Here is a 25,809-nt window from a genome sequence, read left to right as displayed (position 1 = left end):
CGACTCCGCTCAGGCTGACAAGGCCTTAGCCTTGCTAGACAACAAGGGCATTTATCCTCTTGACTAACAAAGTAATAGCCTTGATATAATATCAATGCGTATCTTCTACGACGCCCAGATAATTGAAAGGTGACAGTTCACGTAACTCTTCCCTGATTTTCTCAGAAACATCCAGTGTTTCAATAAACCGGGAAATCGAGTCGTGGGTTATCTTTTCGTTGGTTCTTGTCAGTTCCTTCAAAGCCTCGTAGGGTTTTGGGTAACTTTCGCGGCGCAGGATTGTTTGGATTGCTTCTGAAACTACGGCCCAGTTTTCTTCCAGTTCGGCTTTCAGGATTTCTCCGTTGAGTTCTACTTTACCCAGGCCTTTCAGCAACGAGTTCAGTGCGATTGCCAAATGTGCAAGTGGCACACCAATGTTCCTTAAAACGGTCGAATCCGTCAAGTCACGCTGCAAACGGGACACGGGAAGTTTGGCAGCAAAATGTTCGAATAATGCAGTTGCCAGGCCAAGGTTTCCTTCTGAATTTTCAAAATCAATCGGGTTGACCTTATGCGGCATTGCGGACGAACCCACTTCACCTGCTTTTATCTTTTGCTTGAAATAACCCATTGAAATGTACGTCCACATATCCCGGTTCAAGTCGGTCAGAATTGTGTTTAGTCTTTTCAGGCAATCAAAAGTTGCAGCCAGATTGTCGTAATGTTCGATCTGCGTTGTGTGACGGCTTCTTTTCAAGCCTAAACCTTCCACAAAATGATTGGCAAATGCCATCCAGTCGTGTTTCGGGTAAGCCACGTGGTGCGCGTTGAAGTTTCCGGTTGCGCCGCCAAATTTTGCGGAGTTTGGAATTTTATCCAGCATTTCCAGCTGACGTTCAAGCCTTTCCACAAAAACAAGGAACTCCTTTCCGACACGTGTAGGGGATGCCGGTTGCCCGTGCGTGAAAGCCAACATCGGTACATTTTTCCATTCGATCGACATTCTTTTCAATACAAAAAGAACCTGGCGGAACAATGGTTTGATCTGACGTTCGAGCGCGTCTTTGAGAGAAAGCGGGATAGCTGTATTGTTGATATCCTGCGATGTAAGGCCAAAATGGATAAATTCCTGGCAGGACTCGATGCCTAATTTCTCGAATTGTTCCTTTATAAAATATTCAACGGCCTTAACGTCGTGGTTGGTAACTTTTTCAATGTCCTTGATGTGCAGCGCGTCATCCTCACTAAAATCCTCATAAATTTTGCGCAGGGAAGCATAATGTTTCTTGTCAAATTCCGCTAATTGAGGCAATGGAATTTCACAAAGAGCAATAAAGTATTCGATCTCTACATAAACTCTGTAATAAATTAGGGCATATTCGGAGAAATAAGCAGAAAGCTCGGATACTTGCTTGTAGTAACGGCCGTCAACGGGAGAGATAGCCGTAAGTTGGTTTAATGACATGATTTTCAATACACAAATTGATTATCAGGCAAAGTTAGTAGAAATCGGCGTCGAAAATTGGTAAAAAATTCAGGAAATATTCTTTTTGGTATTGATGTCAGAAATTATGAAACTATTCGCATATTCGCTGATCCAACCTTACTTGTAACTTATGCAACCTTCACCCTTTCTTGGAGAATTAGTCGGAACGATGGTCCTCATTTTATTAGGCAACGGCGTCGTCGCCAATGTCGTTCTCAAACAAACCAAGGGTGAAAGTGCCGGCTGGATCGTCATTACAGCGGGCTGGGGATTTGCGGTTATGATCGGGATTTTTACGGCTAACGCTTTTGGAAGCGCTGCCGCACATTTGAACCCTGCTGTAACGATTGCGTTTGCATTCCTCCGTCAGGATTATAGTTTGCTGGCGAGTTATCTTCCGGCCCAGTTAATTGGAGCATTTCTGGGTGCCGTGTTGGTCTGGCTCCAATATTTGCCTCATTGGAAAGCAACCGAGGACCAAGGTTCAAAACTGGCTTGTTTCGCAACAGGCCCTGCGATCAGATCGTCCGGTTCCAACTTTGTCAGTGAATTTATTGCCACCATTATACTTATTGTGGGCGTCGTTGCCATAGGTTATGCGGGAACTTCTGATCCCGACCGGGGCGGAATTCCTTCTGGCGTGGCTCCTTACCTGGTCGGAATGCTTGTTTGGAGTATTGGATTGTCGTTGGGAGGCACCACGGGTTACGCCATTAATCCGGTTCGGGATTTAGGGCCGCGGATTGCGCACGCTATTTTGCCTATTCCTGATAAAGGCAGCTCGGACTGGTCCTATGGCTGGATTCCGGTTGCGGGCCCCGTTTTAGGAGCCATCGCCGGTGGTTTGATTTTACGGTTTTTCTACTTTTAATTACTCCACTGTTATTTTTCCGCCACCTGAATAACTGCGATATTCGCCTTGATACATCGCGTCCGCAGCGGCCGGGCCTACCGTGAATTCTCCTTTGGAAACAATACGGACTTGATAATAGAAGGTCTTGGCCACATTATTAGCAGTGGTAAAGAAATGAATCCGGTCATCGCGAATGTCCAGATATTCAGGGCTTGAAGCATTTTTTATCCACGGCATATCGCGTGGCTCAGTAATTCTTGGGTTTTCAATTTCAAAACCCGATGGAAGCATATCGGTTACCACAATGTTCTCAATCGGCAAGCCATTTGTGCTCGTCAATGTCAGCTTCACAACAATCAGATCGTTTTGTTTGAAAGTTTGCGCTGGTGCACCGTCGCGGGTGAGAAATTGTCTGCGAATGCTTAATCCCTGATCTTCTTCCGCATAAGCCCCGGTTGCAGACATTCCCTCCGACTGTGAGAACCAATACAGGTCACCCGAGCCTTGTGTCTGGATTGTGACTTTCTGATTGTCAATTCCTTTGGAAACTTTCAGCTCTTTTCCATTGAATGTCGCCAGATTTTTTCCATTGGCCGAAACCGTTGCGGTAACCGTTGATCCTGCTGTTTTTTTAGCCAATTTCCCTAATGCCAAAACCGAAAACGCAGCTTCCTGCGTATTCAGGGAAGCGGCTGATTGAACCGTTTTAGACAATTGGCGAGCTAAAACGGGTATTTGTGCATTGTCAGGATCTGATTCTATAAGTGTATTCAAAACCAATGACATATTCCGTAACGGAGATGAATAGCTGTTGTCGAAAACTTGTGTGCCGCTTTCCGGAACATATTTTTTTGGCAATAAACCATTGAAGTTCCTCGTGTCACCTGCCAGCTGAAACGCCGCAGCAAGCAAATATTTCGAATCCAATGTGAGCAAATGCGGATTCTGCTTATAGTAATTCATAGAAGCCCGGTTTGGCTGGCTGTTTAACGCCAGCACGTAAAGCGAGTATATCGCTTCTCTCCTTGCCACTGTTTTGCGGGATTGAGAGCCTGACGAAGGCTCATTTCTATAATTAAGTCCGTTAGCCGTGCTTGCAGTTACAATTTCTTTGTTAGCAGTGTTTCCGGTTTGTGTTTTCAGATAATCCAGTGCACGGCTGAGCGTTTTTGCATTGATTTCAAAGCCTGCTCTTCTTGCTTCCTCGAGGAAGTGTGCTGCATAGGCAGTTGCCCACCAGTCTTCCTGCGTTGAACCGGGCCACATCGCCAGGCCGCCATTAAACAATTGCAGCGATTCCACTTTCCTGATTGCTTGTTGCACATTCGTCATAGGATTGAAATCGCTGGCGCCACTTTTCACAGTGTAAACCGGTGCAGCCATCGCTTTGGCAAGATCCGCGAAATAAATTTGTGGGAATGCCTTGGAAACAGTCTGTTCCAGACAACCATACGGATAGCCAAGCAATGTAGAAAGCGCCTTCCCGCCGCCTTGTACCAATGGCGACCGGCTCAAAACAAGCTGACTTCTGCTGGTTGACGGAATAAACGTTGAGGCAAGGTTAATCAACCCCTGTTTCCCAGCCGCAATTTGACCAGAACTGCTGGATTTCAAAAGAGGTGATGCAGGCCGGACCGTAATGTTGGTTTGATTTGTGAAGGTTTCTCCAAATGCTGAAACCTTAACCGTAATGTTCGCAGGCCCGATGGATTGCAAGGCTTTCACGGAGAAAATGGCACGTGCCTCTTTCCCGGGCAGGATGGTCATTTTTTGAGTTAATGGAGCCGCTCCGGATGAGAGCGGGCCGCTAAGCTGCACAGAAACAGTTGCATTTGCCGATTTGCTTTCTGTGTTGCTAATGTTAACAGGAAGCGTCAGCTCGTCACCAGGACTCAAAAATCTCGGTAAGCCCGTGCTGATCACCACAGGATCTGCCACTTTCATATTTTTTGTTGCAGAACCGAAAGCATTGTCCTTATAAGCAACAGCCATGATTCTGAGATCTCCGCTGAACTGCGGCAAATTGACATCGAATGTAACTTCGCCGCTGCCATTGGCCGTCAACAAGCCGCTCCAAAACGATACGAGTTCCGTCCGGCCATTGCTCAAAGGATTGATCCTTCTTTCCAGATCGTAACCATCACCGCCGAAGCTGGATGAACCGCTGATGGTCAGTTCAGGAAATAATTGTGCATATAAATCATGCGTGGTTACTTCCAGAGCACATTTTTGGTAAAAATGGCCGTGGATATCGGGCGTTTTCGAGTTTTTGATTTGTAAAATTCCTTCATCCACAACCGCAAGCGTAACTTGTGCATTAGGAGCAGTTTTAATTTTGATTTGTTGTTTCGTTTTAGATCTGGATTTTTCAATTGCCGTTATAGCCATTGGCAATTTCCGATCAGGGTCTTCTACAAGAATTGGAATGAAACCATGCGCTACTGTAAGCGGCATGTCCGTCGTGTCGAAAGGCCGGATCAATGTAGCGGTGATAAAGACATTCGGCAAATGCTCTTCCTTTAAATTTAATGGCAGTTCCGCAGCCTTTTTTTCTGTTTTCAAAATATGTTGTTCCAGCACATTGTTTCGCTCAACCGTGACCAGAAGTTTTCCATCAAATGGTGTCTTGAACAAAATTTTAGCCTTTTCCCCGACTTTATAACTACTCTTATCGGTTTCCATCAAAACCCGCCCCTCATTACTCACCTCAAATGAAGAATATTGCGTGTAACCGTAGCCATATGCATAGAAGTGTGCGAGCGTGTAATGTTCCGCCCCCGGCCTGCGCACGCGAACCTCGTACTCTCCCGAAACCGTGGGCACGTATTGAATGCTTCCTTTACCTGTTTTCAGTTCTAATGTTGCGGAATAAACGATCTTTTCACTTTTTCTGGAAGTGTATTGCAATACGTCATATCGTTTCTCGACAACTGTTTGATATTCAAGCCGTACGACTTCTATTTTGGCGTTGCTTTTCTGCAAAGTGCCTTTGCTATTTACACCAATAATTTCAACCGGAACCGGTGCATTGGTTCCTACATAGGCATCAGGAAGGCGAATTCCGTAGAATGTTGGCTGTGTGAAAACATCAAATCGCTGCAAACGGTTGACCGGACGGCCATTTTCATCAAAAACGGTCACAAATATTTTCCCTTCCAGCACGCCGATGTCTTTCAAGCCAGCGGCAATAGGGAAACTTTCTGTTGCTTGTCCTTTCTCGTTGGTAACGCCCTGGCGGCTTTGTTTTTCAAATGCCGTTTCACCTGGAATATCAAACACAAATTCGGGGAAAGCAGCTACGGAAAAACCTTTTCTTTTAAATTGGGCATCCATTTGGTAAGTGCGGCTGCTGGCTGGCGGGCCGAACAAGTTGGTTGCCGTTGCGGTTAACGACACATTGCTTCCTGAAACATATTCCTTCCCAGCGCCGCTCAAATCGACTTTTATCCGGTCCGGCATAAATTCTTCGACGCTTACCGCATGCGAAGCAAGCAGAATATCATTACCATTGTAAACTTCCAGCACATATGTTCCGGTGAGTCCGGCCGCGTCAAGAGGAACTTCAATTTCAACTGCACCTTGCTCGTTCGTATTTTTCCGCCAGGTGCGATATTCCCGACCATTTGGCGTTACTATGCGCAGTTTAAGGGGAATTTCTTTGGCGCTATCCCATTTCTTTGTGCGGATAACGGTGTTGAAATGCATGGTTTCACCCGGACGATAAATATCTCTTTGTCCGTAGATAAAAGCCTGCAAACCGGACACGTTATCCCTCAAACCTTCCACTTCGAAGCGTGAAGTTTCAACTTGCGTGTCTTCTAAAATCAGATAATTGAAGTCTTCCTTAATGCTGGCAGTGAGCATTGCGATTTTAAACCCGGGCGCTATTTCGCTGAGCTTTTCAATGTGCGCAATGCCTTCGCCGTTCGTATTTGCCGTGTGAACAGTCTGATTGTTGTAGCTGATGAGCGTGATTTCCAGATCGCCAAGCGGTTCATTGGTTTTAATCGAATTGGCAAAAATCCACATTTCGTCTTTGCCTTGTTTCGCGATCAGGCCAATGTCTGAGATGGAGACGAGTTTGGTTGCGCCGAGATAAGCCTCTTCTTTTGAATTTACGGAAACGAGATAAACACCTTTCCGCTGATTATCTTCGGGTAATGCAACATTTAATGCGGCAATTCCTTTGTTTTTAGGCAGGTTTTCAGTTTCCACCGTTTTATCCACAATCACGTCGCTCAGCTCATTCTCCCGGTCGTCGCTGTAATTAAATGCGCCGGTTTCCACCCAATCATCGCCCGAATAGCCGTATTCGTTCCAGCGATTGTTGCGGACGTAGCTCAGAATGTTATTGGCATATAATTTTGAAATTTTAACCTGCACTTTAGGAATGTTCACAATCTGAACGCCGAGATTCTTAGAGCCTTTTGGCGTCATGTAAAGTGCTTTTTTATTAGCAAATGCAATCGAAGCGGGCATTTTTCCAAAAAACAGATCCTTGGAAGTCTCATCTTCCAGCAATGAGCCCAGAACACCTTTCAATGTTTTATTAATGAGCAAATTATAGGTTTCTGTCTCATTGAATTCACCGCGGATAATGAAGCCATTTTCGGTCGGCTCGGTCTGAACTGTAATTTCAGGATTTAACTTGAAGCCGTTTGCAATGCTTTCCTTGTCCAGTTCCTGGGTTGTAACAATACGCGCAAAACCTGAGTTATTTTCAAAACCTGTTTTAATATCAACGATTTCTAGGTGAAGCGGCGAGGGCAAACTGGCACTTTTGGTAATAGCTTCCTGGCTTATATAAGAGGTGTTTTGAACTTTCAGGCCTTTTTCAATGGTAATATTGACGGGGAGCGGATTGTTATCGACCTTTCCGGGATTGCTGATGGCAAGTGTTACAGTATGCTCATTTGGTGTTGGTAATACTTTGTAATCAAGTGACTTATTATCAAGCGTTACTTTCAGTTTTTCAGCAACATTCTGGCCGTTTACCGGATAATTGAAGATCATTCTTAATCGCGCTTCCTGCTTGCCGCTTTCCTGGGAGAGTGCCCACCAGCTTTCTGTCTCAACCATTTGAAGATAAGGCGTATGGAAATCCAACGGATCTTTTGAAACCGATAATTTCGTCTCTTTATCAACCTTTTCAATCAGCTGATCGGTTAGTTTGGCTGTATATTTAGTAGCGGCACCAAATCCGGAGACGGGTGAGAAAACGAGTTCGTTCGGTGCTGACCATTTGAATTTTCCGCGGACTGCGGGCTCGAACTGCACATATTGTGTTGAATCCCAATCATTTAGTTCGCTTTCAGGGACAATGTCCTTATTGAATGTAAAAACGAGGTTTTGGGACTGACTGATTTCATCTGTAAAGTTGGTCCCGGCAACGCGGATTTCGTTAAGAGAGGAGCAACTGTTTAAGATTATTGAAGTAAAAAGGCACAAAAAGATTGCAATAGCAGAGGTCTTTTTCATAATCACGAAGGGAGTAAACGTAGGTGAGAACACACGTAAGAAACGAAAAAAGGACGGCCGTTCTGAGCCATCCTACGAATATAATTTTAGTAAAACCCGCAAGCCCATTTAATTGAGCAAACGGTAGGTTAAATGTTTTTTCGGTTTACATTCAGAACTGCTTCATAACCTCGTTAATGTCTTTTGCTCCCTCATAAAAGGAGAGTAACCGGGTCAAAATGCCTTCTACAACCGCGTCGGGGCAGGAAGCGCCGCATGTGAGCATAATGCGGGCCGGTGTGTGTTGCGGAAGATAGTTTTCTGTGACTATTTCCTCTTTGGAGTGCATATTGAAATGCCGGATAAGCTGTTTATCCAGGATTTTATTCACAGATTCGATAAAATAGGTCGGGAATTTTTGTTCGCAAAGCTCTACTAAATGCGTGGTATTGGAGCTGTTATAACCGCCTGCAACGATCACCAGATCTGCCTCATGCGTAAGCAAGGCATAAGTGGCATCCTGGTTATCATTAGTCGCGTAACATAATGTGTCGCGCGTGTTCGCGAAACGATCTTCGACCTGCTCCGGGCGAAGACTGTAATGTTTGATCATCACATTTTTCAAAAAATCGGCAATGCCTTGTGTATCAGAGGCCAGCATGGTTGTTTGGTTCACCACGCCGATGCGCTGCAAATCTTTTTCGGGATCAAAGCCACTGGAATACTGACCTTTAAAATCTTGAAAAAATTGCGCTGCTGGCAACGTTCCCTTCATATAGTCAGCCAGACGTTCAGCCTGCGTCATATTTTCGACCACGACTGTCGGGGCATTTTCTTTACTGTGCGAAAATGTTGCGCGTGTTTCTTCGTGATTGGGTTTGCCGTGGACAATGATCGTGTAATTTTTCTCCCCGATCTGTGCCGCGCGGTTCCATACTTTTTCTACGAAAGGGCAAGTTGTATCATAAACATAGGCGTTAATGCCCAGTTCCGTTAGTTTTCGTTGGTTTTCAACCGTTGTGCCAAACGCTGGAACGATCACAATGTCCTCAGGTGTAAGCGCTTCCCACGGAATGAGTGGATTTCCTTTGGTATCCATAATAAAACGCACGCCCCGATCCACCAGGTCACGGTTCACGTCCGGATTATGGATCATTTCACTGAGCAGGAAAATCCTTTTATCCGGATTTTCGGCAATCGCTTTGTAGGCAATGTCAATCGCATTTTCTACCCCATAACAAAACCCAAAATGGCGTGCAATCAGGAACTGCACCGGGCCAAAATCCAGCAATGTAGGCGCATAGTCACGTTTCAGCTTATCATTTTTACGACGAAATTCCTTGATCGGCGTAATAATCCTGCTCCGGTAAAAATCAGGAATGTTGAACGTTTTCATTGACTAAATTGGTAGATTGCAGTTAACAAATTAGGCTATATTATGACCAATAATCAAAAATATACGCGCCTTTTTTAAGAACAACGGTTGACCCAACATTGTTCGGACGACGTTTCCGGAAAATTTTTTTCCTGTTGATGCAACATGTAGTCTCATCTACTGTCCTTTATACAGAACGTTCAAATATATATTAGCCTGCTGCTTGAAAACACAATTTTACCCTGACCGGCACGTCGAACTGGTGGAACGTTGTAAACTCGGTGAGCGCAAAGCGCAATACGAGCTGTACAAGTCGTATTCCAAAGCCATGTTCAACATTTGCATGCGGATATTGAATCATTTGGGGGAAGCAGAGGACGCTTTGCAGGAGGCATTTGTGGATGCTTTTACGAACCTCCACCAATTCAGGCAGCAGTCGACATTTGGTGCTTGGTTGAAACAAATCGTCGTAAACAAGGCGATTAACCACATGCGGAGCCGGAAAGTGAAGTGGGTGGAGATTGAAGAATGGCAGGAAACGATGGAAGACAGCGACCGGAATGACAATTATTTCGGAATGGATGAGCATGAGACAAATCTGGAAGTGGAGCGGGTGCGCAACACGGTTCAGAAACTGCCGGATGGTTATAGAGTGGTGCTAAGCCTTTACTTATTTGAAGGCTACGATCATGAGGAAATAGGAGAGGTGTTGGGGATCAGCGAAACCACGTCACGGACCCAATATATGAGGGCTAAAAGAAAGCTTACGGAAATGCTTTCGAAATAGTTATAGCAAGCTGGTTAAACTTAGTTGGTTCATTTTCATCTAAATGATTACGGATTTGAGAACATTATTTACACATGACAAGTTAATGAATCTATGAAAAATTCTTCTGATAAAAAAGATCGATTGGAGCGGTTTGTGCGAGATAACAGGGATGGATTTGATACTTTCTTACCGCAGGATTCTTTATGGAGCCAGATCGATAGCAAATTACATAGCGAAATTCCGATCGTGCCAGAGCAGTCCAAAAAAAAAATTAGGCGATTAAGCAGCCCTTATTTTGACTGGCGCATAGCGGCCGGTGTGTTTCTGGCCCTGGGAATTGGGTTTTTAGTTTACCTCAATAATGAATACGGCATAACCCGCGATCCGCGTGTGGCTCTCAAAGTCCCCACCTATGCCCGTGAATTCAATACGTACAATGTTGCAATAGACCAGAAAAGAGAGGAGATCATTAAGCTCGCCAGGAATAATCCGGAGTTGTACAAAGATTTTTCTGCTGATCTGGCGAGTCTGGAGGTGAGTTACCAAAACCTGCGTTCCAACTTATCAAATGCTCCTAACCAGGAAGCATTGCTGGAAGCGATGGTCCAGAACTTACAATGGCAGGTTGACCTGCTCAACCAACAATTAGAAATTTTGCAACGCATTAACAAAGTAAAAAATGAAGACGATAAACAAGTCGACAGCGCACCTGTTATTTAGCATGATGATCATGCTGCCACAGATGTTGCTGGCAGTAAACCCGGATCCGGAACAAAACGGGCTCGTGGAAAAGAGAAGGAATATTGTAAAGGTTTTTGATGTTAAAAACGATGATCAGCTGGTCGTCGATAACCAGTTCGGTCAGGTAAAAATCAATCTGTGGAATAAGGAAGAGATTAAGGTTGAGATCATTGTAACAGCCAATGCGCCCACGGACGGTCGGGCTTCTGAATATCTGGGTGCCGTTAAAATCGACGAAAAGCGGATTAAAAACCAGATCAATCTGACCACTCATATTGACAGAAGCCAGTTCGGGAATAATGGCTGGAATAACAGAAAAGGCGAAAAGAATTTCATTCAGATCGATTATACGGTTTATATGCCAAAAGAAAACGCGCTGATCGTGCGTAATAAGTTTGGCGACACGGATATTCCTTCATTCCACGCGCCGCTGACTGTTGATTCCCGCTATGGAAATTTTGTTGCCAATTTGCTGGACAACGCCGAAAATATCATAGATGTGCGCTATGGAAGTGCTAAAATCGGTAAAATGGATGGCGGAAAGCTGGAATGCCAGTATTCGAACTTGAAGCTGGATATGGCTAAAAAGGTGTTTATTACCAATAAATTCGGTGAACTGAACATTGGCGATGTTACCAATCTGGATGCGGACATTGATTATTCCGGCGCAAAAATCGGCACGATGCGCGGTTCGGGAAAGATTAAGCTGAATTACTCAGGCAATTTCAAGATCGACCAGCTCACCAATTCTGCGGAAAACATTGATATTCAGGCATCTTACTCCTCGATTATCTTGCCGGCAGATGCTAACCAGTTCAATGTGACGGTTACTTACGGGAATTTCAGTTATCCTTCTTCAAACGTCAATTTTTCCATGCAGCCATCTAAGGATGATAAGGCCTACAAACAGAAGCAATATCAGGGAAAAGTCGGCACCGGATCTGGAACCAGAATTACCGTTGTATCGCGGTTTGGAGATGTTAAGTTGAAAGATTAAGCAGCTTTTAATAAGCTATTTATCTTCAACTAACACATTGTATCTGAAATCGAGCGGATCGAAAACATCAAATAACTTTTCGATAAACTCCGGATCATTAATGTAGAAATTCAGCAGATTATCATAGCGTTCCTGGGCGATTCCGTTCGGGAACAGCTTGTTTTTGAGGCTTATCAGTTGCACAATTTCAGACTCGTGATTGCGCTCTTCGGCTTTGATAATGCGCTTTTCCAGATGTTTTAAGGAATTTAGCAATCGCGTTTGCTCTGCTTTAACGGCACCATACATGGTTTGGTCCACGGCCGTTGCTTTATCTAAAATTGCTTCAAAAATATTATCAAAGGCATTTTTCTGATCTTCGAGGCTTAGTATATGCTCCGTATTTCGCTCAACGAAAGTTTTTTTCAAGGCAACCTCATCCAGAAAAAGGTCCTTATAGTCAATCCTTAATTTCTGCACCTTTCTGCCTTGTAAATTATTAAGATACAATGCAAAGTTACGGGGCATCAACATAGGGAAAGGAACATTGAAATGCTCAAAAACACCTTTCAACTGCATCCAATACGGCACTTCCGACGGTCCGCCTATATACGCAAGATTTGGCAAAATAACTTCTTCGTATAATGGTCTGAGAACGACATTAGGACTGAAAAGTTCAGGATTTTTTGAAGCCAGGTCCAGTATTTCGGATTTTGTAAATTTGATATCCGTATTTAAAACCTGGAATGCATCGCCGTCACGCGTAATGCGCTCGCGAAGTCCGTCGGCCAGGTAAAAAAGGTTGATTTCTCTTGCGTGAAGCGGTGTGTGGTAACCCAGTGCATTGAGTTTGCCGGTGGTTTCTGTAACCAGTTTTTCCGAAACAGAGTCGGTCAATTCTTCCTGAATTACCGGAAGGAAGTGGCGTTTTAAATCTGCATTGTCTGCATCAAGCGTAATTAAGCCTTGTTTCCCGAATAATTCGTGCATATAACATCGAACGGCATTGGCAAGCGTGGTATTTTCCAGGTAAGCCTTCGCAAACAGAAGCGGCTTATCGGGCATTTGCTTGATAATGCTTTCCAGTTCTTTCGGATTCAAGCGGCCAACGGCTCCTTTATGTTCGCCGGTCCATTTATGCGTTTGTCCAAACAGATGAAAAGCGGCAATCTCCTCAAAATCGTGATCTTCCGAAGCCATCCAGTAAATGGGCACGAAGTTGTACTCCGGATAGGCCTCTTTCAGTGCTCGTGCGAGCTTCACCGTCGTTACAATTTTGTAAATAATGTAAAGCGGCCCTGTGAAAATATTAAGCTGGTGGCCCGTCGTAACGGTGAATGTATTTTCCTTTAAAAGGATGGAGAAATCAGGAAGATAGGGAAGTCCCGTATATTGTTTTTCTAAAACATCGACAAGCGTTTTGCGCTTTTCAGTATCAAAATTCTGTTTGCTGATGATCGCCTCTTTTGCGTTTTCCAATGTAGGATAAATACTGTAAAACGGTTTCAATGCAGGTTTTTGATCGAGATAATCAAGGAGTAATGCAGGAAATTGGCCCGTTGTACGAAGATCCAGGGAATGCAGGGTCATGAAAGGTGGTTTTTCAGTAACTAGTAGAGAATCCAACGTAAATTATTTAGCGATATTTTATTCAAACAAACTGATATCCTAACGTGAAAACGGAGGACTTTGGTTTCCCAAAATTGCGCATTTTGGGGTAGAATAAAAAACCGTTCATCACAACAAAAAAGCCGGACCTGATACAGATACGGCTTTCATTAATTCATTTGGTTTTCAGTTGCGCAGGCTTCAAGAACATGACTTTTCGTCTGAACTATCCGCCTGAGATATCTTCTATTTAAAAAACATAGTCGTTTTTGGCAATCAATTCGTCAGCGACCCTGCGGCGGGCGTCTTTGAGGTTAACCGGTTCAATTTTCGTGAATCGTTTCAATCCCATGAGCATGACACGCAACTCTTCGCTTTCTGCAAAACTCGTTATAGCGGCTCTGCCGGCACTATTTACTTTCTCAACAGCCCGATGCAGATAAATGATGGCCATATCCTCATGCAGCTTATTGGCCTCCGTTCCCAGCAAGTCAATCCGCTTTTCAACACGCAACAAAATTGATTCTGCTGCATAGATTTCAATGACCATATCGGCCAGGTTCATGATAATTTCCTGTTCTTCCGAAAGCTTCATCATAAACTTCTGCACCGCCGCTCCGGCAACCATTAATGCAGCTTTTTTGAGATTCTGGATCACCTTTTTCTCGGGGGCAAAGAGCGTTTCATCTTCACTAATACTAAAATCGGGAATGGACATAATTTCTTTTCCAACCGCCATCGCAGGTCCCATCAGATCGATCTGGCCTTTCATCGCGCGTTTCAAAAGCATATCCACGACAAGCAGTCTGTTAATTTCATTGGTTCCCTCAAAAATCCGGTTAATGCGGCTGTCACGGTAAGCGCGGTCCATGGGTGCATCGGCTGAAAAGCCCATTCCGCCGTAAATTTGCACACCCTCATCCACCACATAATCAAGCACTTCCGAGCCATGCACTTTCATAATGGCACATTCAATGGCCAGTTCTTCGAGGGCTTTCAGCTTGGATTCGGCATCCGACATTCCTTTTTCCTGGAAAGTAGAGATTAGGTCATCGATATTTTGTCCAACCCGGTAAGCCGCCGATTCCGTTGCGAACATTTGCGTAGCCATTTCGGCCAGCTTGTGCTTGATCGCACCAAATTGCGCTATCGCCGTTCCGAATTGTTTTCTTTCGTTGGCATATCCTATGGCTTGTTGGGTTACCTTTTTGGCACCGCCCAACGCCGCAGCAGCCAGTTTTATCCGGCCAATATTCAAAATGTTCACAGCAATCTTGAACCCGTTTCCACGCTCCGAAAGCATATTTTCAATTGGAACCAGGCAATCGTTAAAGAAAATCTGGCGCGTATCGGAGCCCTTAATGCCCATTTTATGCTCCGGCGCATTCATGGTGATCCCGCCAAAGGATTTCTCAATGATGAAAGCGCTGAGGTTTTTATCAGCCTGCCCATTTTCTTCAATTTTGGCAAAAACAATAAAAATATCCGCGAAACCGCCGTTTGTAATCCACATTTTCTGGCCTGTGATAGAATAATGCTGGCCGTCGGAAGTAAGGATCGCTTTGGTTTTTCCGGAGTTGGCATCCGAGCCAGAATCTGGCTCAGTCAGGCAATATGCTGCTTTCCATTCGCCCGTCGCGAGCTTGGGAAGATATTTGCTTTTTTGTTCGTCGTTGCCGTAATATAAGATAGGCAATGTGCCAATGCCCGTGTGTGCCGAAAGTGCGACGGAAAAAGAGTTTCCTGCGCCAGTGGCTTCTGCAACCAGCATGGAAGTGTTGAAATTCATACCAAAACCGCCATATTCCTCCGGAACCGCAGTTCCCAGCAAACCCAATTCACCCGCCTTATCCATTAAACCGGAGATCAGAGCAGGACTTTTTGCATGATCGATTTCATCCAGGATGGGCCAGATTTCCTTGCCGAGAAACTCCCGGCAAGTGTCTGCAATCATACGCTGTTCTTCTGTAAACTCCTCAGGAATAAAAATTTGTGAAGACGAGGTTTCTTTAATCAAAAATTCCCCTCCCTTAATAGACGTCTTGTTCGCTTCTGCAACGGCCATGTTCGTTAATCTTTATTGATGACTAAGGTTTGAATTAAGGTATGCTTGCATACTACTTTGTGTATTGCAAATATAAATCATTCGCATTATTATGCAAGCATACCTTTCGCAAAAATCGAATGAGGAGGTTTCCTGATTTTGAAACTTATTTTTTGAAGATCTTAAACTGTTTTAAAAGCGCGCCGTTGGCATGCAAGCGGACAAAGTAAATGCCTGACGAAATGTGCAACTTGGATAAATCAATGTTCGCCAGGTCGTCGGAGACGGTGACAAACTCCTTTGGGAAATCGATTCTCTTGCCAGAAACCGTGATCAGCTCGTAAGAAATATCATTGGCGATGAGGTCTGCCGGGAGTTTTACATTGAAAACACTTTCCACCGGATTTGGGAAAAAGCGCCAGTCTTCCAGGTCTTTGGTAATGTTAATGGAGTCGCCAAACGAAATACTGAACTGTATCGAATTAGTAACGATCACGGAATCCTCTTTCGTGGCAGTAACGGTTAATGTGTAACGGCCTATGTAAGGCGCAAACCCGCTTGCATTTTCGTAAAGGGCAAATGGAAATGTTTTGGTTTGCGATTTCTTGTTATATGGACCGGATAGATCAAAATCAACTTTGTCATATTCAAAATTTCCGTAGGCGAAAATGTTCAGTAAGGACGGCAGTTCGCTGTAAGGAATAACGTCGTCGCCCGAGAGCTTCCTGATCACGCGTTGATCGACTTTGTTACCGCCTTGAACAAGCTCGAAACGCACTTCCGGGATCTCGACTTTTAAGATAAAAGGCACTTCAACATACGCACCAGCATTGTCATAAGCCCTGATGATGAGTCTGTATTCACCTTCTTCCGTAGGTGTCCCGGAAAATACATTCAGCTGAAAATTGAGCCATGAAGGCCGGTTTTGTAATGAAATGGACGAAATATAGCCATCCGGATCACCAAAAATTTCAGTCGGTAAGATGTAATTAAATGGCATGTTTAGCTGCGCATATTTCACTGGAAGCGAGCTGCTTGCATATGGTGGCGCATTCAGGAATTGTGGCTCCACGACTTTAATCGTAAAGTAGGTTTCCACAAACGCATTCAAGTCGTCATAAGCTTTGAAACTGATCCTGTATTCACCCAGCTTTGTAGGTGTTCCGGTTAAAACGCCATTCGCAAATTTAAGCCAGCTTGGAAGTTCGCTCGCTTCAATTTTGGTTACCTCGCCATCCGCATCCTCAAAAGCACCGTCGGCAATGGGCAAGGAAAATGGCTTGTTGAGCGCGATCGTTTGGTTTGAGAAATTAGCGTCAACTGTCGGCGGTTTGTTGGCGTTTTCGCGCGTATCCACACGAATGGTCAAAAATGCTTCCGTTGTGCCACCTTCATCGTCAATCCCTTTTACCTGGATCCGGTAATCGCCTAATGTTGTTGGTCTGCCTCTTAGCTGGCCATTTTCAAAACTCAACCAGCCCGGCAATGCCCCAACTTCCATTTTGACGATTGTTCCGTCGACATCTGAAAATGTATCAGTCGGCAGTCTGAAAGTGAAATCTTTGTTAACGGCAATGATCTGCATCGGCACCGGGCGGAACACATAAGGAGGATAATTAGAGGCATCATTCCAATATTCGGGTGCCAGAATGTCCTCGTTCATGCTAATGTAGACCGGTTTTGGATTCGCGGGATCGGCATATGCGCGTTTTCTCCATTCGTCGAAAATAACATTGATCGGCCCGCCTTTTTCCACGGCAGCTGAGAGCCTGTAACTTACAGAATCCCTGTAAACGATTGGTTTCATCGCCTGGGTTACCCACGTTTGGGCTGCTTGCCGCAAAAATGGCTCAGCCCTGTTCATCGTTCCTTGCTGCGAAGCCACAACCGCAACGACATTCGCGCCGTGTTCGAAATTTTCGTTGATTTGTTTTAAATGAGCATTGTTATCAAATGCAGTGTTGATAAACAGTTCATTTGCAGCGATAAAATTGGCCGGAGCCGCACTTTTAATAATGTCAACGGACCATCTGTGATCATGGCTGGCGAGGTCATCATTGATTTTAATTCCATCCGCTTTTTCGTTCAGACTTCTGAAACCCAATGTCCCGCGCACATTCGAAGGCTTGTCAAAAACAGAGCCATAATCTGATACGAACTTCACATTCGGATCGACAGATTTAACTGTTGTGATCATTTGTTCCGTAAAGCGTTTCAGCACCAGGTGACGGTAAATGTACCAATCCTTTCCGGCGCGCTGGCGGAACGTTTCGCCTGGCTCCCAGGGTGTTGCGGGCGGCAGCACGTCTTCATAACTCTTATGTTCTACGCCCCAGAGATAGTTAAGCCGTTGCAGTTTTTTATAATGTGTTTTCAAAAATTCACGGAACCCGGTAATCATGGATCTGGAATAATCATAGACCGCAGGCCCTTCTTTGCCATTTTCAATCAATCCGGCGGGATATTCACCTTCTTGCGTGCCGGTTGTGGTGATCGAGACAAAAAGTAGTTGTTTATTGGTTTGAAGATGCTTGTAACGGGTAACCGTTTCTTTTACAAATGCCTGCGCTTTTGCTATAACAGGCTGATTATCAAATCCGAATGAAGTATCCTGATATCCGCTCAAAACCGGCTTGCCGGTAGAGCTCTGATGGCTGTCCGACGGCTCCCAAAATCCTTTAATTCTTGTGCTATGCCTGCCGAGGTGAATGCGGAGTGCCACTTTCATACCAAGATCCGTGGCCGTTTTAACCTGCTGGTCGAATTTGTCCCAAAGTGGCTTGTCGGTGGGCGAGTTGTAATAAATTTTATCCCAGGGAATGGTCAGATAAACTGCATTCATTCCATACGCATGTGCTGATCTGATCAGATCGAGCTCGGGTCCCTGCTCATCTTTGTCCAGCACATTGAGCAACATTAATGCAAGATAACGCTGGTTGTCCGCCTCAGTAGGCGCCGGACTGGTCTGAGCGTGAAGCGATTGAAAAGAGATAGTCCAAGCCAAAACCACAAAGAAAACCTTCGTGAGCAGTTTAGACCCGTACGTAGAATTGTGCATGCTAATAATTTTTATCAATTAATGTGATCCAATGATTGTAGCCATTATCGATATTGAACCGGCTCGCAACCTCAATGCTTTTTTCACTGCTGGTAACCGTTTCGCCGCGCATGATGGAGCGGATCGCTTTTACCATTTGTTTTATACTAATATCCTGGGTTACAATCCCCATTCCTTCTTTTACAAATTCAGAAACACCGCCCGAGGGAAAGGAAACAATCGGTTTACCGAGCAACGCAGCTTCAATCATCACCAATGGAAAAGGGTCTTGGCGCGATGTCAGTAAAAACCCATTTCCCATGTTAAGGTAATTATAATAATCTTCTTTTTGCTTCCCTACGAGGTGAATTTTCGTTGCCGATTTCGAATTCTTGCAGCGCTGTTCGGTGTAATAAACCAGCCCGTCGTCAATGCTGGCGCCGACCCATATCAGATGAACGTGCGGATCATTCAGTTCTTGTGCAAGATCAGGTAACATGTCAAAACCTTTTCTTTCTGACGTCATTCCCGACAAAATCCACACAAAATCATCTGCAGGAATGCCCAGCGCACGTTTCAACTCGGCTGTTCGCTTTTCGTCTTTTTTTACGAGGGTGTGATCAATAAAAGAATAAAGCAGCTCCACATTCTTTCCACCCGCATCTTTGATGGGCTCACAAGTTGTTTGCGAGCAACCGATAAGCAAGCTTGAATAGTCGATAATGCTTTTAAAGTCGGGCGAACTTAAATAGGTGTAGGTCAATGGCATTTCATGAAAATGCGTGATCACCGGAATGGAAAATTCTTTTGCAACGACGATCGTTTCAGGCATCATGGTGGTGTTAACGTACCAAAAATCCGCCTTGAAATCTTTTGCCAGCTTTCTTAAATATTTTAATGTTGGATGGATCCCGAGGTGAAAAGAAATCTTTTCTACCATATTGAAAGTTTTGGGCGCTATAAAAACAGGAATATCCGCAGGAAATTCTTTCAATAATTCACCATTTGCAAAGCTTACTATTCCAATGTCGAACCGGCTCCTGTCGATTTTTTTTACGATGTAGAGGAGCATCATTTCTGATCCCGTCCGGGTGGCATATGGAGTAAAAAAGAGGATCTTTTTCTTAACGTTGTTCATGTACAGCTGTTAGCAGATCAATATTTTCTTCGGGCTTTATTTTATATAGCCCTTTTTTCAACAGGAGTGTTTTCCAAAAATATTTCAGGATCACCCGGGTTTTGCGCACATATATATGTTGCGTGCGGAGTTCTGTAAAGGGGTTTCCGTCTTTTTTCAGATTAAAAGCCATTTTCCAGCCATAAATAACCGGGATCATCATAATGTAATGAACAATAAGCAGTAAATACTGAAATATTCCGTATTGTTTCCTGACCCACAGGAAGTTGGAAATCTGCATTTGTGTGCTGAAACGGTTGATCCAGGAAATATTGGTCCGTCGAAAAGGATTGTTGTTCTCGAGGTGAATGAATGTGCAGTCTTTGAAATAGCAAAGCTTGCCCAGCTTCCCCAGTCGCCCGGACCATTCCACATCTTCGCCATACATAAAGAAATCGTCGCTGAAACCGCCGGTTTTCTCAAATCCTTCCCTGCGCAGAAAAATAAAAGCGCCTACAAGCCAGTCGTGCTGGTCCGGATCGGCATATTCAGGCTCGGGATAGAATTTTTTGACAATCTTATCCACGACATTACTAATCGGTAAGATGAAAAACGTTCTCCTGAAATCATTGAAGCTTTGATAAAACGGCATCGGCGAGCCATCAGCATAATATTGGAGCGCACCGCAGGCAATAATATCCGTTCGCACATTCATGCGTTCGAAGCAGCGGTAAATGACATTGTCTGTAATTAATGTATCGGCATTGAGGAGCAGGAAATATTTTCCTTTCGCCACTGCCATTCCCCGGTTATTGGCAATGCCAAAACCGTCGTTGGACGGGGAATCAATCCATGTAATTTCCGGATAGGACTTTCTGACGAGTTCTCCGCCACCGTTTTCCGGATCATTATCAACGACGACAACCTCAAAAGAAATGCCCGAAGTAAACTTGTAAATAGAGTCTAAGCAATTGATTATGAGTTGAGGTGTCCGGTAATTGATAATGATAATGGATACATCCATGAAGGGGTGTGTATGTTTTGGGGCAAAAATAAAGAATCTCCGCCGAAGATGGTTAATTCTTCAACGGAGACCGTAAAATAACTTCTGTGTCGACCGAACGGCTTTAATTCAATCTCTCAAAAATTCCGGCAACGCCCTGCCCGCCGCCAACGCAAGCTGTTACCATGCCATATTTCTGGTTCCTGCGCTCCATTTCGTTGAATAATTGAACAGAAAGTCTGGCTCCGGTTGAGCCGAGTGCATGGCCCAGTGCAATGGCGCCTCCATTCGGATTTACAATTTCAGGGTTAATGTCCAGCTCCTGCATTACGGCCAGCGATTGAGCCGCAAATGCCTCATTCAGTTCTATTTGCTCAATATCGTTCAATTTTAACCCTGCTTGTTTCAATGCAATGGGGATAGCAGCAACGGGTCCGATGCCCATAATACGCGGGTCAACGCCAGCGGTTGCATAGGATAGCATTTTGGCGATCGGTTTCAAATTCAGCTCCTCCACCATTTTTTCCGACATCACTATCACAAATGCAGCTCCATCGGAAGTTTGCGACGAATTTCCTGCGGTTACCGTTCCTCCGGCCGCAAAAACGGGTTTTAATTTATTGAGCGCTTCCAATGTCGTGTCAGCGCGCGGGCCTTCGTCCTGGCTAATCACGGTTTCCTTCGTTTTCTTTTTCCCGGAAGCCGCGTCGAAATAGGTTTCTTTCACAGTTACTGGCACAATTCCATCCGCAAACCATCCCTCTTTTTGCGCTCTTAGTGCTTTCTGGTGTGAGCTGAAAGCAAATTCATCCTGCTTTTCTCGACTGATATTGAAGTCTTTGGCGACTTGTTCTGCCGTGAGCCCCATACTTAAATAATAATCTGGGTTTGTGTGTGCAATGTCATAGTTTAATGCTGTTTTCCAGCCCATTGTCGGAACGAGCGACATAGATTCGGTGCCACCTGCAATGATGCAATCGGCCATTCCGGCGTGAATTTTTGCCGAAGCCATTGCAATTGCTTCCACGCCACTGCCGCAATAACGGTTAATCGTAATTCCCGAAACATTTTTTGGCAACGCGAGCAAAGCCACATAACGACCCATCTGCATGCCTTGTTCCGCCTCAGGAACGGCATTTCCAACAATGACGTCGTCCACGCGTGCCGGATCCAAGCCGGGGGTTTTTTCCAGAAGATATTTAATAACAGTTGCTCCAAGGTCATCAGGACGGGTAAAACGGAAACCTCCGCGGGAAGCTTTTCCAACCGCAGTACGATAACCGGCAACTATGTATGCATTCATATGTCTGATGTTTAATTTGATATAGATAACAAGCATTAAGGAATAGTATGCCTGCATACCATTGGTAAAAATAGCAATTAATCATAAAACAACAAACCACCGGAATTTGTTTTCCGGTGGTTTGCAACTACCAAGTCTTTGCTGATGGAATCTTTACTGTTTTAGGCTTAATACCTGTTTTCTTCCAATGGTTTAGGCCTTCTGGCGCCGTCAGGCATCACAATCCAAAGGACAATGTAAAAAAGGATGATCGGGAAAGTGACTGGGATGAAGACGCCGAGGACGAAAAGCACTCTGACAATCGTTACATCTATGTCCAGATAATCAGCGATCCCGGATGCTACACCGCCTAAAACTTTGCTATTTGTATTGCGGAATAATCTGTTGTTGTTCATGGCTATGGCTATTTATTTTCGTTTGATGATTTAAAGGTACTATGCATTACCCAGTAGTTGAAAATATTTGGTATAAGCGGTTCTCTGACGTGAGTATGGGTGCTTAATTCGGTTGAGCAAACGGTAAAAAAACATTAGAGTTACATTAGGATTCTTATGATTGATATACAATACTATTTGCAATGAATTACCTTTGAGATTGAAAATGATAGCTTTGCTGACAATCTGACACGGTTAAACGGGCAGGCTCAATATTTTTCTGTAAATGATCGGTTAAAAACATATACTAAAATCATGTTTAAAATATTTTCAAAGCTGTTCGGCACAAAATCAGAACGGGACTTAAAAGAGTTAACTCCGTACGTTGATAAGGTCAATGCCGAGTATGCGCTCCTGGCTTCCTTAACCAATGACGATCTGCGGGCGAAATCCGAAGGTCTGAAACAACATATTGCCGACAATTTGAAATCCATTGATGATCAGATCGCTGTTTTAAGACAACAGGCTGCTGATGAGCCGAATGTGGATAGCAAAGAAGCGATTTTCAAGAAAATTGATGCGCTGGATCTGGATCGTAATAAAGAACTGGAGCGAATCCTTTTGGATATTTTGCCAAAAGCTTTTGCTATTGTTAAAGAAACAGCCCGCCGTTTTAAAGAGAATGACAAGCTGGAAGTTACCGCTTCGTTTTTCGACAGGGAAGTGGCTTCCAAGAAATCGCATGTTGTCATTGAAGGTGACAAAGCTTACTGGAACACAACCTGGGACGTAATTGGCCAGCCTATCAAATGGAATATGCTGCACTATGATGTGCAGTTGATCGGTGGTGTGGTTTTGCACCAGGGTAAAATTTCCGAAATGGCGACCGGGGAAGGTAAAACGCTTGTTGCAACGCTTCCCGCATTTCTTAATGCATTGGCAGGAAACGGCGTTCACATTGTAACTGTGAACGATTATCTGGCCAAGCGTGATGCGGAATGGAATGCGCCTCTTTTCGAATTCCACGGCATGAGCGTCGATTGTATTGACCGGCATCAGCCTAACACCATTGCCCGCAGAAATGCATATAAGGCTTCACTAACATACGGAACCAACAACGAGTTTGGTTTCGACTATCTCCGTGACAACATGTCACGTACGCCGGAAGAACTGGTTCAGCGCAAGCACCATTTCGCAATGGTCGATGAGGTTGACTCCGTTTTGATTGATGATGCGCGTACGCCATTGATTATCAGCGGACCGGTCCCACGCGGAGATGAGCAGGAATATCTGGAATTAAAGCCACGCGTTTCGAGGATTGTTGAGGCACAGAAAAAACTGGCCATGGATTTCCTGAATGATGCCAGAAAGAAAATTGCAGCCGGCGATAAAAAAGAAGGCGCATTATCCTTGTTCCGGGCGCACCGCGGGATGCCTAAGTATAAGCCGTTGATCAAATATCTGAGCGAATCGGGGATCAAGGCGCTTATGCAGGAATCAGAGTCGATTTATTTGGCTGAAAACCAGAAACTCATGCCGGTTGCTGATGAGCCGCTTTATTTCACAATTGACGAGCGTCATAACAGCATTGAACTAACAGAAAAAGGAATTGACTTTCTGACCGGCGAATCGGAAGAGACCAATTTCTTTATTCTTCCTGACATTGCGGTCGATCTGGACGCGATCGAAAAAGATGCTTCGCTGAACGAACAGGAACGCATTATCAGAAAAGAAGCATTAATCCGCGACTATTCTGTCAAAACAGCCCGTATCCACACAGTTAACCAGCTTTTGAAAGCTTTTACGCTTTTCGAAAAAGACGTGGAATACGTGATCATGGACGGAAAGGTTAAGATCGTTGATGAGCAAACCGGTCGTATCATGGACGGCCGTCGTTACTCTGACGGTCTGCACCAGGCAATTGAAGCGAAAGAAAATGTGCGCGTCGAAGATGCAACACAAACTTACGCGACGGTTACTTTGCAGAATTACTTCCGTATGTATCACAAGCTGGCCGGTATGACCGGAACGGCGGAAACGGAAGCGGGCGAGTTCTGGGAAATCTATAAACTGGATGTTGTTTCGATCCCTACCAATGTCAATGCGGTCCGGAAGGATCATGAAGATAAAGTGTATCGTTCTGTTCGGGAAAAATATAATGCGGTAACGGATGAAATCGTAGAGCTTGTTGAAGCCGGACGTCCTGTTTTGGTGGGTACAACTTCGGTTGAAAACTCCGAGATCATCAGCCGGATGCTTACATTAAGAAAAATACAGCACCAGGTTTTGAATGCCAAGCAACATCAGCGTGAAGCGGAAGTTGTTACAGAAGCGGGTAAGCCGGGGACTGTGACCATTGCAACCAACATGGCTGGTCGTGGTACGGATATTAAGCTGACGCCGGAAGCAAAACAAGCAGGCGGACTTGCGATCATCGGTACAGAACGCCACGAAAGCCGTCGGGTCGACAGGCAGTTGCGCGGTCGTTCCGGTCGTCAGGGTGACCCGGGTTCATCGCAATTCTTTGTTTCCCTGGAAGATAACCTCATGCGTCTGTTCGGTTCCGACCGTATGGCGAAGGTGATGGACAGAATGGGACTGGAAGAAGGCGAAGTGATTCAGAGCGGAATGATCACCAAATCCATTGAACGCGCGCAGAAGAAAGTGGAAGAGAACAACTTTGGCATGCGTAAGCGTCTTCTGGAATATGATGATGTCATGAATTATCAGCGTGACGCCATTTATACACGTCGTCGGAATGCACTGTTTGGTGAACGTTTGGCTGTTGACATTGCGAATACATTATATGATGTGTGCGATGAGCTTGTTGGTTCGGCTAACTCTTACGCAGAGCTTGAACTGGCGGTGATCACGACTCTGGGAATGGAAGTTCCTTATAGCGAGTCAGAATACGGATCATTGAAACCTGCAGACCGTTCGCAAAAACTTTACGATGCGGCTGAAAAGCAATATCAGGATAAAAATTCAGGCATAGCAGAAAAAGCACTGCCGGTTTTGAGTTCAATTAATGCAGAGCGCGGCGCAACGATTTCCGAGATCATGATTCCTTTCAGTGACGGGATCCGTCAGACTGGCGTTGTGGTCGGCTTGAAAAAGGCGATTGAGAGCGGCGGTAAGGAAATCACAAATGAGATGGAAAAAGCCATCGTGCTTTCGCTGATCGACCAGGAGTGGAAAGAGCATTTGCGCGAGATGGATGATTTGAAACAATCTGTTCAGAATGCGGTATTTGAACAAAAGGATCCGTTGTTGATCTATAAATTCGAATCGGTTGAGCTTTTCAAACGCTTCCTGAGCAAAGTGAATTTTGATATGATCTCCTTCCTGATGAAGGCGGACATTCCTCAGGAAGAGGCAGTTCCGGCCACTGCGGTGCAACAAACCGTTCGTCGCCCGGCACCGGCCCCGGCATTGCATACCAACCGTGAGGAAGACTTCGATGCTGAATTGGACGGTGGGCCTAACGAGTATGCCCGTAATATGGAATCAACCACAAAAGCGCAGCCTGTCCGCACCATTAAAATCGCTGATAGAAACCAGAAAGTGTCTGTTCAATATCGCGACGGCCGGATTTTACGGGATGTAAAATTCAAAAAAGTGGAGCAGGAAGTGAAAAACGGCGACTGCGTTGTGATCGAGTAACCAGTTGCAAAACATTAATAA

At 44.8% G+C, this 25,809-nt stretch carries 15 protein-coding genes; 5 read left to right on the top strand and 10 right to left on the bottom strand.

Features of this window, described 5'->3' with window-relative positions; all coding sequences use genetic code 11:
* Positions 1 to 91: 91 nt before the first annotated feature.
* Positions 92 to 1,447, bottom strand: coding sequence for an adenylosuccinate lyase (gene purB, locus B5X68_RS21185; RefSeq protein WP_082216760.1), 1,356 nt, complete (start codon positions 1,445 to 1,447; stop codon positions 92 to 94).
* A 151-nt stretch (positions 1,448 to 1,598) separates the two neighbouring features.
* Between purB and B5X68_RS21180 the strand changes: the two genes are divergently transcribed.
* Positions 1,599 to 2,339 (top strand): MIP/aquaporin family protein, encoded by a 741-nt coding sequence (locus B5X68_RS21180; protein ID WP_082216759.1) that lies wholly within the window; start codon positions 1,599 to 1,601, stop codon positions 2,337 to 2,339.
* On the opposite strand, the gene B5X68_RS21175 is transcribed toward B5X68_RS21180, so the two are convergent.
* Together B5X68_RS21175 and B5X68_RS21170 are read right to left on the bottom strand one after the other, a co-directional pair.
* Entirely contained in the window at positions 2,340 to 7,799 is a 5,460-nt protein-coding gene (locus tag B5X68_RS21175; protein ID WP_082216758.1) for an alpha-2-macroglobulin family protein, read from the bottom strand.
* A 151-nt stretch (positions 7,800 to 7,950) separates the two neighbouring features.
* Positions 7,951 to 9,174 (bottom strand): 4-hydroxy-3-methylbut-2-enyl diphosphate reductase, encoded by a 1,224-nt coding sequence (locus B5X68_RS21170; protein ID WP_082216757.1) that lies wholly within the window; start codon positions 9,172 to 9,174, stop codon positions 7,951 to 7,953.
* Between the two features lie 202 nt (positions 9,175 to 9,376).
* Here B5X68_RS21170 and B5X68_RS21165 point away from each other — a divergent pair, with 202 nt between their 5' ends.
* The 3 genes from B5X68_RS21165 (at position 9,377) to B5X68_RS21155 (ending at position 11,660) form a co-directional block, all read left to right on the top strand.
* Positions 9,377 to 9,940: an RNA polymerase sigma factor gene (locus B5X68_RS21165; protein WP_082216756.1), complete on the top strand. Its 564-nt coding sequence runs from the start codon at positions 9,377 to 9,379 to the stop codon at positions 9,938 to 9,940.
* Positions 9,941 to 10,033: 93 nt separating this feature from the next.
* A complete protein-coding gene (locus tag B5X68_RS21160) occupies positions 10,034 to 10,642 on the top strand; it encodes a hypothetical protein (protein ID WP_082216755.1) in 609 nt (202 codons plus the stop codon).
* On the top strand, positions 10,602 to 11,660 hold the full coding sequence (locus B5X68_RS21155; RefSeq protein ID WP_229208511.1) for a hypothetical protein: 1,059 nt from the start codon (positions 10,602 to 10,604) through the stop codon (positions 11,658 to 11,660). The genes B5X68_RS21160 and B5X68_RS21155 overlap by 41 nt, the downstream gene beginning before the upstream one ends.
* Positions 11,661 to 11,675: 15 nt before the next feature.
* On the opposite strand, the gene bshC is transcribed toward B5X68_RS21155, so the two are convergent.
* The 7 genes from bshC to B5X68_RS21120 form a co-directional block, all read right to left on the bottom strand.
* Positions 11,676 to 13,229, bottom strand: a complete 1,554-nt coding sequence (gene bshC / locus B5X68_RS21150; RefSeq protein ID WP_082216753.1) for a bacillithiol biosynthesis cysteine-adding enzyme BshC — start codon at positions 13,227 to 13,229, stop codon at positions 11,676 to 11,678.
* 268 nt (positions 13,230 to 13,497) lie between these two features.
* On the bottom strand, positions 13,498 to 15,312 hold the full coding sequence (locus tag B5X68_RS21145) for an acyl-CoA dehydrogenase FadE (RefSeq protein WP_082216752.1): 1,815 nt from the start codon (positions 15,310 to 15,312) through the stop codon (positions 13,498 to 13,500).
* A gap of 145 nt (positions 15,313 to 15,457) precedes the next feature.
* On the bottom strand, positions 15,458 to 18,349 hold the full coding sequence (locus tag B5X68_RS21140) for a putative Ig domain-containing protein (protein WP_082216751.1): 2,892 nt from the start codon (positions 18,347 to 18,349) through the stop codon (positions 15,458 to 15,460).
* Between the two features lies 1 nt (position 18,350).
* On the bottom strand, positions 18,351 to 19,466 hold the full coding sequence (locus tag B5X68_RS21135; RefSeq protein ID WP_082216750.1) for a glycosyltransferase: 1,116 nt from the start codon (positions 19,464 to 19,466) through the stop codon (positions 18,351 to 18,353).
* Entirely contained in the window at positions 19,453 to 20,469 is a 1,017-nt protein-coding gene (locus tag B5X68_RS21130; protein ID WP_082216749.1) for a glycosyltransferase family 2 protein, read from the bottom strand. Before B5X68_RS21130 ends, B5X68_RS21135 begins: the two co-directional genes overlap by 14 nt.
* A gap of 103 nt (positions 20,470 to 20,572) precedes the next feature.
* Entirely contained in the window at positions 20,573 to 21,751 is a 1,179-nt protein-coding gene (locus B5X68_RS21125; RefSeq protein WP_082216896.1) for an acetyl-CoA C-acyltransferase, read from the bottom strand.
* Positions 21,752 to 21,918: 167 nt separating this feature from the next.
* The gene (locus B5X68_RS21120) at positions 21,919 to 22,146 is read right to left on the bottom strand and encodes a PspC domain-containing protein (protein WP_082216748.1); all 228 of its coding nucleotides are present in this window, start codon (positions 22,144 to 22,146) and stop codon (positions 21,919 to 21,921) included.
* A gap of 294 nt (positions 22,147 to 22,440) precedes the next feature.
* On the opposite strand from B5X68_RS21120, the gene secA reads away from it, so the two are divergent.
* A complete protein-coding gene (gene secA / locus B5X68_RS21115; protein ID WP_082216747.1) occupies positions 22,441 to 25,788 on the top strand; it encodes a preprotein translocase subunit SecA in 3,348 nt (1,115 codons plus the stop codon).
* Positions 25,789 to 25,809 lie beyond the last annotated feature (21 nt).

The sequence above is a fragment of the Dyadobacter psychrophilus genome (genome assembly GCF_900167945.1).
Taxonomy (GTDB): domain Bacteria; phylum Bacteroidota; class Bacteroidia; order Cytophagales; family Spirosomataceae; genus Dyadobacter; species Dyadobacter psychrophilus.
This window is presented reverse-complemented; position numbering and strand designations above follow the sequence as displayed.

Coding starts and splice junctions, on each gene's coding strand:
- purB (WP_082216760.1), bottom strand. CDS start 1,447: ATGTCATTAAACCAACTTACGGCTATCTCTCCCGTTGACGGCCGTTAC.
- B5X68_RS21180 (WP_082216759.1), top strand. CDS start 1,599: ATGCAACCTTCACCCTTTCTTGGAGAATTAGTCGGAACGATGGTCCTC.
- B5X68_RS21175 (WP_082216758.1), bottom strand. CDS start 7,799: ATGAAAAAGACCTCTGCTATTGCAATCTTTTTGTGCCTTTTTACTTCA.
- B5X68_RS21170 (WP_082216757.1), bottom strand. CDS start 9,174: ATGAAAACGTTCAACATTCCTGATTTTTACCGGAGCAGGATTATTACG.
- B5X68_RS21160 (WP_082216755.1), top strand. CDS start 10,034: ATGAAAAATTCTTCTGATAAAAAAGATCGATTGGAGCGGTTTGTGCGA.
- B5X68_RS21155 (WP_229208511.1), top strand. CDS start 10,602: ATGAAGACGATAAACAAGTCGACAGCGCACCTGTTATTTAGCATGATG.
- bshC (WP_082216753.1), bottom strand. CDS start 13,229: ATGACCCTGCATTCCCTGGATCTTCGTACAACGGGCCAATTTCCTGCA.
- B5X68_RS21145 (WP_082216752.1), bottom strand. CDS start 15,312: ATGGCCGTTGCAGAAGCGAACAAGACGTCTATTAAGGGAGGGGAATTT.
- B5X68_RS21140 (WP_082216751.1), bottom strand. CDS start 18,349: ATGCACAATTCTACGTACGGGTCTAAACTGCTCACGAAGGTTTTCTTT.
- B5X68_RS21135 (WP_082216750.1), bottom strand. CDS start 19,466: ATGAACAACGTTAAGAAAAAGATCCTCTTTTTTACTCCATATGCCACC.
- B5X68_RS21130 (WP_082216749.1), bottom strand. CDS start 20,469: ATGGATGTATCCATTATCATTATCAATTACCGGACACCTCAACTCATA.
- B5X68_RS21125 (WP_082216896.1), bottom strand. CDS start 21,751: ATGAATGCATACATAGTTGCCGGTTATCGTACTGCGGTTGGAAAAGCT.
- B5X68_RS21120 (WP_082216748.1), bottom strand. CDS start 22,146: ATGAACAACAACAGATTATTCCGCAATACAAATAGCAAAGTTTTAGGC.
- secA (WP_082216747.1), top strand. CDS start 22,441: ATGTTTAAAATATTTTCAAAGCTGTTCGGCACAAAATCAGAACGGGAC.